The organism is Sodalis sp. (in: enterobacteria), assembly GCF_051710625.1.
In the GTDB taxonomy this organism is placed as follows: domain Bacteria; phylum Pseudomonadota; class Gammaproteobacteria; order Enterobacterales; family Enterobacteriaceae; genus JBPESN01.
In genome coordinates this window covers 1-5,015 of record NZ_JBPESN010000108.1, presented here as the reverse complement: position 1 = coordinate 5,015, position 5,015 = coordinate 1, and the positions used below count along the sequence as shown (strand labels likewise).

The window sequence follows — 5,015 nt, the reverse complement described above, 5'->3', positions numbered from 1 at the left end:
TACAGCGAACTGGCGCTCAAGATAATTCGGGATCGCAACATGCTCCTGACCGCCACGCTTATACCTGTGCGTCGGCTGCTGACAACTGACCAGCCCCAGCTTTTTCATGAGCCTGCCTGCGAGCCAGCGCCCCATCCGGAAGCCTCTCTGGGTTGCCATGGTGGCGATACTTCTCGCGCCAGCGGCACCATGGCTGATACTGTGCAGTTCATGAACCTGACTGCGCAATACCGTTCGCCTGCCGTCTGGCCTGTCAGGACGACTTTTCCAGTATTTGTAACTGCTGCGATGAACCCTGAACACGTGGCAGAGTGTGGCCACAGGATAATGCGCTCTGAGTTTCCCGATTAACGAGAACTGTTCAGGGAGTCTGACATCAAGAGCGCTGTAGCCTTTTTTAATATTTCGTTTTCTATTTCAATGCGTTGTACCTTCTTCTTGAGCTCACGTATTTCAATTTGTGCCGGGGTTATGGGAGAGGCTTTTGGCGTTTTCCCCTGTCGCTCATCACGCAGTTATTTTACCCATTTCGTCATCGTAGAAAAACCGACGTCCATGGCTTTTGCTGCTGGCGCGGCGGTGTAATTTTGGTCGACAACCAGTTGAACGGATTCGCGTTTGAATTCAGGACTAAAATTTCTTCTTTTCATTGGTGCACCCGTGTTGTTCTGAGGTGAGCATATCACCTCTGTTTAGGTGGCCAAATTCAGTGTGCCACTACAGATTTTGCAATCAATTCTGGACTGTCCAAAATAGCCATTTTTTAGGGTTTAAGGGAGTCCAGAATTGTCTGCAAATTAGTCCAGAATATTTTGCATCGCTACAAGATCCCCGCCAAAATCGATATGGTGGATGTCTTTCGACGCGCTGAGGCATCTGACGCAGAAAGCGATTGCCATTGATGCCGGTGTGCTGTGGCTGCAATTGGGCATTGTCAATGAACAGGCGGCGGTGCTGGCGAAAAACGTGGGTATGAAAGTGGTGATGGATCGCTGTCCGAAAATTGAGATCCCGCGTCTCGGTCTGGACCGCTGAGCCTTGCTGTCAGTGGAAACCTGAGGCTAACAAACCGGCCCCGAAGGTAACCGCGGCGTTGGCGAGCTATTGCCATCTGGCAGACAATTGGCGCGGGCGCCTGGGTGAGTCAGTGAGGGGAGAACAGGCTGCGCGCTGGCGCAGCCCCCTGCCGGTTAATTTCTCAGGCGCGGCGCCTGAAGCTGTAATCGAATGGATTCAGCCAACTCATCCAGTGTCGGCTGTTCGGGATGGACGGGGAAGGATTCGTAACCTAGCTGCGCTTCCGCCAGATAGGTATGCACCGGTTTTCCCTCTTCATCTTCCATGACCACATGATACCACGGGGCCGTACGCAGGCTATCGTCAGCCGCGATATCGTCCAGCGAAGGCTTTTCCAGGGAGTATTCCGGATCCACGTCGATAATGACCCCCAGGTACCCCAGTAGTTTATGCCGGACCTGCTGCCCTATGCCAAATTTGCTGGCAATCATAAGACCTCCAATAAAAGTATGCCTTACACTTAATATGGGGGAGGCCCTGGGGAATTCAAGGTGACAGAACACAATTTAACCGGCCCGACAGGCAAATCCCTTTAAATGCAGTCCTTCGGGGTAGGCGCCGGCAACCGGGTGATCGGTGGCCTGGCGAAACTGTTCAATAAACTGAATCTCGCGGCCGGCATCAAGCGCCGCATCCGCCAAGATTTTCTGAAACAGATCGGTAGACATCAGGCCCGAGCAGGAAAAGCTCAGCAGAATCCCCTCTGGCGCCAACAGCTGTAGCGCCAGCATATTGATATCTTTGTAGCCGCGGCACGCGCTGGCCAACTGGTTTTTATTTTCCACAAACTTGGGGGGATCCAGGATGATCATATCAAACTGTTCACCCTCGTCGCAACAATTGAAAAACGTCGTCTCGCACGAAGCGTGCACGTGACGGGTCCAACCGATTGAGCGCCAGGTTTTGTTGCGCCACGTTTAACACCTGTTGCGAGGTATCAACGCTGACGACCTCCCGGCAGTTCCCTTTCAATACCGACACGGAAAAGGCGCCGGTATAGCTAAAACAGTTAAGCACTCTACGCCCGGCGGCGTATTTACGGGCAGCCAAACGGCTATCGCGCTGATCAAGGTAAAAGCCGGTCTTGTGGCCCTGGGCAATATCCACCAGTAACGACATATCATGTTCACGAATGGGGAGTAACGCTGGCGGCGTGGCGCCACTAATAACGCCGCGGGTTTCCTTTAGACCTTCTTTCTTGCGCCCCGCGACGTCGGACCGGCCGTAAAGCGAGCAGTCGGGATAGCAGCGAAGAAGTGCCGCTAACAGAGTGGCGCGTTGAAATTCTGCGCCGGCGGACAGCAACTGTACCACCAAAAAATCACCATAGCGATCGATAGTAATGCTGGGTAAACCGTCCGATTCGCCTGCAATCAAACGATAATCATCCAAAGCGTCTCGCGCCGCCAAAAACGTACGCAGACCCTGTGCGACCGTCAACCGGCGGACGAAGAAGTCGACATCAATCTGCTCATCAGGGTTGAAGCTCCACACCCTGGCCCGGATTTGCGACTGCGGTGACCACGCACCACGCACCACGCACCACGCACCGCGCGCCAGCCAGCGGCCTTTGTCATCGCAAATGTCGACGGTTTCTCCCGGCTGGGCTTTCCCTTCCAACCTGCCAATCGCGCCGGAGAAAACCCAGGGATGGCGTCGCAACAGCGATTTCTCACGGCCGCGCGCCAGAAATAGACGTTTTGTCATCATAAAAGTATGCTAAACCCTGGCCAAAGAGCGCCATTTTGCGAATAAGCGCGCTGAAAAGCAACCTAGGCCGTGCGGCAGGAGGAAACGATGACGATGATATATACGGCAGCCTGGGTTCATGGGCAGGTGCAGGGTGTCGGCTTTCGCTACGCCACTCAACATCAGGCAAAGTTTCAGGGATTGAGCGGCTATGTCCGCAACCGAGATGACGGCAGCGTCGAAGTTGTGGCCTACGGCGAAAGTGCCCAGGTGGAAAAACTGCTGGACTGGCTACGCCAGGGAGGGCCGGGCCATGCCAGGGTGGATAAAGTGCTCACCGAACCGCGCAACGGTAGCGTGGGTGATTTCAACGGATTTACCATCCGCTATTAGCGGCCGTCAGTGCTGCCCTGGCAGGGTACGCCGTGGCCCCCCAGCGCATGCGGGCGGTGGGGGCCGTTGTGATAGTCGCTGTGCGCACGGCGCTCTGGGATGATGCGCCACTAGCTGCGCTCCGCAACGGTTATGGCCCGCGGTACAGCTGCCCGCTTAGCGCCAGCGGTCGTAGGCTTCGGCTTCGGCGCCGCAACGTTTAGCGGCTACAGACATTTCACCGGTTTGGGCAGACCGGCGATTTTCGTTGCCTGTTTGGCAGGACCCTCGGGAAACAAACGGAAAAGGTAACGGCTATTGCCTTTTTCTTCACCGTAGGCCTGCGCCATGGCCTTCATCAGCATCCGCACCGCTGGCGACGTATTGTACTGTAGATAAAATGCGCGCACGAAATGGATCACCTGCCAATGGGCTTCGCTAAGGGTGATATCTTCGCGGCGGGCGATTTCGCCCGCCAACGCTTCGGACCAGTCCTGCGAGTGGGTCAAATACCCTTGCGCATCGGTACTGATTTCTGTGCCGTTAAACTCCATCGATTCCTGTCCGGCTCATTGATTATCGAATCAAGAGAGGATAGCAAATCTGCCGTGCAGAAAACACCAGGCCCCGCCTGGGAACGCGACGGCATAAGGTGCGAATGCCGTCGCGGCCGTGGACGGGGCCTGGAAGAGGACGGGGTAGGTTAGTTTCTGCGCATACCACCGAAGATGCTCAGCAGGCTGACGAAAATGTTGTACAGCGATACGTAAAGACTGACGGTGGCACGAATATAGTTGGTCTCTCCACCGTAGATGATATTGCTAGTTTCCCACAGAATCGCGCCGGAGGAAAGCAGAATAAACATCACGCTTATCGCCAGCGACAAGGCTGGGATATGCAGAAAAAGATTAGCGACAACCACGACCACCAGTACCACGAAGCCGGCCATCATCATTCCCGACAGGAACGACATATCCTTGCGGGTGGTGAGAACATACGCCGAGCAGCAAAAGAACACCACCGCCGTGCCCCCCAGCGCCAGCATGATGACGTCCCCCGCGCCGGACGCCAGCAGCATGCTCAGCAGCGGCCCCAACGTATAGCCCATAAAACCGGTCAGGGCGAAAGTAGCGAGGATCCCAGCCGGACTGTTGGCGAGCCGGTGGGTCAGGAACAAAAGTCCGTAAAAGCCGACCAGCATCAGAATCAAACCGGGCGCCGGTAGCCGCAACAGGGTGCTCGCGGTGGCGGTCAGTGCGGAAAATGCCAGCGTAAGCGACAACAGGAAATAGGTATTGCGCAGCACCTTGTGGGTGCTTAAGAGCGAATGCCTACGCGAGGACGTCGCAATCAAACGATCCATAATTTGCCTCTCATCATGAAGGTATGCCAGTAATATTTCGTGCAAGATTAAAGGGTTGCCGCCGTCGCGCCTATGGCATTTACCCATCTTTACACACTCAAGCCGGCGGTGGCGGAAAAAAAGAAGGCGGCGAAGAGACTAATGGCGATTTTTTAGTCAATTAGCACAAACGCTCTTTACAACCGGATCGACTCTGTTTATAGTTCGCCTCGTTGCGGAGGAGTGGCCGAGTGGTTAAAGGCACCGGTCTTGAAAACCGGCGAAGGGCAACCTTTCGTGAGTTCGAATCTCACCTCCTCCGCCATATTTATCAATGGGTTAGATTATTTTTCTGCTTGTTCAAAACATGCTCTTAGGATTGACTTGGAATATTCACTTTGTAGTGGCCAACTAAAACTGGCCACCGCGTTAGCGTTTTTCCAGTATCTATTTTCTGATTCGTTTGGTGGCAACCCACCGTTATATTCATGCGGCCTGAGTGCGCTGTAATATCCCACGATATAGTCGGTAATTT

General features: G+C 54.5%; 4 protein-coding genes, 1 tRNA gene and 4 pseudogenes. 3 read left to right on the top strand and 6 right to left on the bottom strand.

The annotated features are described in order from the left end of the window. Window positions 1-650 (bottom strand): annotated as a pseudogene (locus ACTBDU_RS15985) (transposase); the annotation flags it as partial. Window positions 651-827: 177 nt separating this feature from the next. On the opposite strand from ACTBDU_RS15985, the pseudogene ACTBDU_RS15980 reads away from it, so the two are divergent. Continuing rightward, window positions 828-1,035, top strand: a pseudogene (locus ACTBDU_RS15980) (CoA-binding protein); the annotation flags it as partial. 155 nt (window positions 1,036-1,190) lie between these two features. On the opposite strand, the gene hspQ reads toward ACTBDU_RS15980, so the two are convergent. Continuing rightward, complete coding sequence (gene hspQ / locus ACTBDU_RS15975; RefSeq protein ID WP_438807160.1) at window positions 1,191-1,508, bottom strand: heat shock protein HspQ; 318 nt, start codon at window positions 1,506-1,508, stop codon at window positions 1,191-1,193. 75 nt (window positions 1,509-1,583) lie between these two features. Next, a pseudogene (locus tag ACTBDU_RS15970) lies at window positions 1,584-2,784 on the bottom strand (class I SAM-dependent methyltransferase). 90 nt (window positions 2,785-2,874) lie between these two features. On the opposite strand from ACTBDU_RS15970, the gene yccX reads away from it, so the two are divergent. After that, on the top strand, window positions 2,875-3,159 hold the full coding sequence (gene yccX, locus ACTBDU_RS15965) for an acylphosphatase (protein WP_438807159.1): 285 nt from the start codon (window positions 2,875-2,877) through the stop codon (window positions 3,157-3,159). Window positions 3,160-3,365: 206 nt separating this feature from the next. On the opposite strand, the gene ACTBDU_RS15960 is transcribed toward yccX, so the two are convergent. Both ACTBDU_RS15960 and yccA read right to left on the bottom strand, forming a co-directional pair. Continuing rightward, the gene (locus ACTBDU_RS15960; protein ID WP_438807158.1) at window positions 3,366-3,692 is read right to left on the bottom strand and encodes a TusE/DsrC/DsvC family sulfur relay protein; all 327 of its coding nucleotides are present in this window, start codon (window positions 3,690-3,692) and stop codon (window positions 3,366-3,368) included. A gap of 149 nt (window positions 3,693-3,841) precedes the next feature. After that, a complete protein-coding gene (yccA, locus tag ACTBDU_RS15955) occupies window positions 3,842-4,501 on the bottom strand; it encodes an FtsH protease modulator YccA (protein ID WP_438807157.1) in 660 nt (219 codons plus the stop codon). 216 nt (window positions 4,502-4,717) lie between these two features. Here yccA and ACTBDU_RS15950 point away from each other — a divergent pair. Then, window positions 4,718-4,805: transfer RNA gene (locus ACTBDU_RS15950), tRNA-Ser, on the top strand. A gap of 85 nt (window positions 4,806-4,890) precedes the next feature. Here the strand turns inward: ACTBDU_RS15950 and ACTBDU_RS15945 are convergent. Beyond that, window positions 4,891-5,015, bottom strand: a pseudogene (locus ACTBDU_RS15945) (IS3 family transposase); the annotation flags it as partial.

What these genes read in the sequence shown, in the direction of transcription:
- hspQ (WP_438807160.1), bottom strand. Translation starts at nt 1,508, where the DNA reads ATGATTGCCAGCAAATTTGGCATAGGGCAGCAGGTCCGGCATAAACTA.
- yccX (WP_438807159.1), top strand. Translation starts at nt 2,875, where the DNA reads ATGACGATGATATATACGGCAGCCTGGGTTCATGGGCAGGTGCAGGGT.
- ACTBDU_RS15960 (WP_438807158.1), bottom strand. Translation starts at nt 3,692, where the DNA reads ATGGAGTTTAACGGCACAGAAATCAGTACCGATGCGCAAGGGTATTTG.
- yccA (WP_438807157.1), bottom strand. Translation starts at nt 4,501, where the DNA reads ATGGATCGTTTGATTGCGACGTCCTCGCGTAGGCATTCGCTCTTAAGC.